Source organism: Candidatus Synechococcus spongiarum SH4 (assembly GCF_000586015.1).
GTDB lineage: Bacteria > Cyanobacteriota > Cyanobacteriia > PCC-6307 > Cyanobiaceae > Synechococcus_B > Synechococcus_B spongiarum_F.
This window is the reverse complement of record NZ_JENA01000201.1, coordinates 1-2,963: the sequence shown is the minus strand read 5'-3', so window position 1 is coordinate 2,963 and position 2,963 is coordinate 1. Positions and strand designations below refer to the sequence as shown.

The window sequence follows — 2,963 nt, the reverse complement described above, 5'->3', positions numbered from 1 at the left end:
CCGGGCAACTGGTCCAGGGCGCCGGCCTTGAGGGCCAACACGGCCCGCCCATGGCGGGAGGAGATGATGGTGTCCTGCAGCACCGCCTGATGACGCCGCAGCAGCGCGTGGAGTTGTTGACGCAACGCAAGGCGCAGTTCACCCAGTTGGCGGCGCACTGCCGCCAGGGCGCCGCTGGCCCGATCCGCCACGTGACCACCCTCCTCCAGGCAATGGTTCAGGCGTCGCTCCAGTTGCTGCAGGCTTTGCAGCCGGGCCAGGCAGGCGGTGGTCACCGGCTGTTGGCGGGGATCGTTGATCTGACGCCGCAGTTTCCGCACAGCGGCCATGGTGGTGGCCACCCCCAGCAGGGCCTCCCCCGTGGCAATGCCTCCCTTGCAACAGCGCCCCACCAGGGGATTCAGGTCCACCACACCCCGAAAGTCCAGCCCCCCCTCCAACTGCTGATCCCGCTCCAGCAGTTCCCGGGTTTCCTGTTGAAGCCGCTGGCTCAGGGACAGATCACCGGGCAGGGACAACCGCAGCAGGGCTTGGCGGCCCATGGTGGTGGAGGCAAAGCCGGCCAGGTGTTGGCACAGTTCCGGCCACCCCAACAGCTCCAGGGCCTCCGCCTGAATCGCCGGCAGGGAGTCGTACGCCACCACGCCACCTACACTCGGACCGGATCCGCGGCGCCCACGGCAGCCGTCACGTTGGCGGGAATGCCCCCTTGGGGTTCATAAAGCATTTCCAGCCAGTTGCCCTCCGAATCCCGCAAGTAGAAGGAGGCCGTGCCGTCCCGGTGATCATGCACCGCGCCAACGGCCACCCCGGCGGCCTTGAGTTGGGCATGGACGGCATGGACAGCGGCCCGATCCCGAAAATGAAACGCAAAGTGCGGTCCTGCAGCGCGGTAGCCGGGTCCCAGGAGGGCCAAGCCCTCCCGCCCCGGTCTGGTTTCCAGGTAGCACCAATCCTTGGCGTCCCACACCAGTTCCATGCCAAGGGAGCGGTAAAAGCGCTTGGCCCGCTCCATATCCTGGACACGGATGGCAACGTGCCCCAGTCGCTCAACAACAGCCATGGATGTTCCGGGGAGGGACTTCCATTCTGGCCTCTTTCCCGGGCGCCTCAGCCCTTGGCGACCACCGAACCGGCCATCTCCTTGAAGGGAGCCATGCTGGCGCCGGGGCGGCGGCGGCCCGAGGGAACGGTGATTCCCAGGGAGAGTTGATCCGGGGCAAAGTTTGCCATCACCGGCTCCCGAGTCTCCTCAGGGGCCGGGGGCAGGGGCTGGAACCCGGGCTCTGCCGCTGCACCGTCTTTTGTCCGGGCCGCCTGTTGGGGATCAGGGGATGCCCCGGACTCGAACTCCGCGAAGGCCTTTTTCCCGGACCCACGGCCCCGGGTCCAGACCACCACCACACCAACCAGAAGTGCAGCAACGCCTAACCCCCCGAAAAGAAGGGGCAGGGGAAGAGCATCAAGCATCGTTTCAATTGGACTGGCTGCATTATCTGACCAAACCCCGGGAAAAGTCCTCAGTTCGCAGTGGAGTGCAACAGAGGCCGCACCAAAGGGGGCCGTGAGCAGTGGGCCAGGGGAGAGGCCGCCTGCTCATAGGCATGGGCCACCTGAAGGAGTCTGGCTTCCTCCAGCACGTTGCCGATCAACTGGAGTCCCACCGGCAAACCGCGTTCATCCAGGCCGCAAGGCAGGCTGATGGCCGGTAATCCCGCCAGGTTGATGGGGATGGTCATCAGGTCGGCCAGGTACATGGCCAGCGGATCATCCACCCTCTCGCCAGCGGCAAAGGCGGTGCAGGGGGAGGTGGGCGTCAGGAGCAGATCGAACCGGGCAAAGGCCCGGTCAAAATCCTGGCGGATCAGGGTGCGCACCTGTTGCGCCTTGTGGTAGTAGGCATCCACGTAGCCTGCCGAGAGGGCATAGGTGCCAATCAGGATGCGCCGCTGCACCTCCGGGCCGAACCCCTGGGCCCGGGTCCGGGCGGTCATGTCCCCACAGTTCCGGGCTCCTTCCGCCCGCAGTCCGTATTTGACCCCGTCGTAACGGGCCAGGTTGGCGGAGGCCTCCGAGGGGGCGATGATGTAATAGGTGGCGATGCCGTCCTTGAACCGGGGACAACTCACCTCCTCCACATGACATCCCAAGGCGTCCAACTGGGCTGCCGCGGCCTGTATGGACTGCACCACGTCAGGTGAGACGCCGGCGCCGAAGCATTCCCGAATCATGCCCACCCGACATCCCTTGACGGGGCTCCGAAGGCTGGCCCGGTAGTCGGGGACAGGGACCTGCAGGCTGGTGGCATCCCGGGGATCATGGCCGGCAACGACCTGCAGAATCTCCGCCGCATCCGCCACGGAACTGCTTAGAGGACCCACCTGATCCAGGGAACTGGCAAAGGCCACCAGCCCCCAGCGGCTCACACGGCCGTAGGTGGGTTTCAGGCCCACCACACCGCAAAAGGAAGCGGGCTGACGGATGGAGCCGCCCGTATCCGATCCCAGGGCCGCGGCACAGGCGCCAGCAGCCACCGCCGCCGCGCTTCCCCCTGAACTGCCGCCGGGTACACAGCTTGGCTGCCATGGATTGGACGTGGCGCCAAAAGCGGAGGTTTCCGTGGAGCTGCCCATGGCGAACTCGTCCATGTTGGTTTTCCCCACCAGCACGGCCCCCTGTTGCCAGAGCCGCTCCGTTGCCGTGGCTTCATAGGGGGGAACAAAATGCTCCAACATGCGGCTGGAGCACGTGGTGGCAATGCCCTTGCTGCAGAGATTGTCCTTCACGGCAACGGGAATGCCGGCCAACGGACCGAGGGTCCGGCCGGCCGCACGGTCGGCGTCCACCCGGTCGGCATCCGCCAAGGCCCGCTCGGCCGTGACCGTGGTGAAGGCATGGAGGACCGGCTCCACTGCAGCCAGCCGCCGCAGGGTGGCCTCGGTTAACTCCCGGGCGGAGCATTC

Annotated in this window: 3 protein-coding genes and 1 pseudogene; all 4 read right to left on the bottom strand. The window is 66.3% G+C overall.

The genetic code is table 11. The features are described 5' to 3' along the window. Positions 1-644 (bottom strand): annotated as a pseudogene (locus BG35_RS0108355) (endonuclease MutS2); the annotation flags it as partial. Between the two features lie 5 nt (positions 645-649). After that, positions 650-1,063: a VOC family protein gene (locus BG35_RS0108350; RefSeq protein ID WP_025782468.1), complete on the bottom strand. Its 414-nt coding sequence runs from the start codon at positions 1,061-1,063 to the stop codon at positions 650-652. A gap of 47 nt (positions 1,064-1,110) precedes the next feature. Continuing rightward, on the bottom strand, positions 1,111-1,470 hold the full coding sequence (locus BG35_RS0108345; protein ID WP_025782467.1) for a hypothetical protein: 360 nt from the start codon (positions 1,468-1,470) through the stop codon (positions 1,111-1,113). Positions 1,471-1,520: 50 nt separating this feature from the next. Beyond that, the coding region (gene gatA, locus BG35_RS0108340; protein WP_025782466.1) for an Asp-tRNA(Asn)/Glu-tRNA(Gln) amidotransferase subunit GatA at positions 1,521-2,963 on the bottom strand (1,443 nt) is incomplete at its 5' end.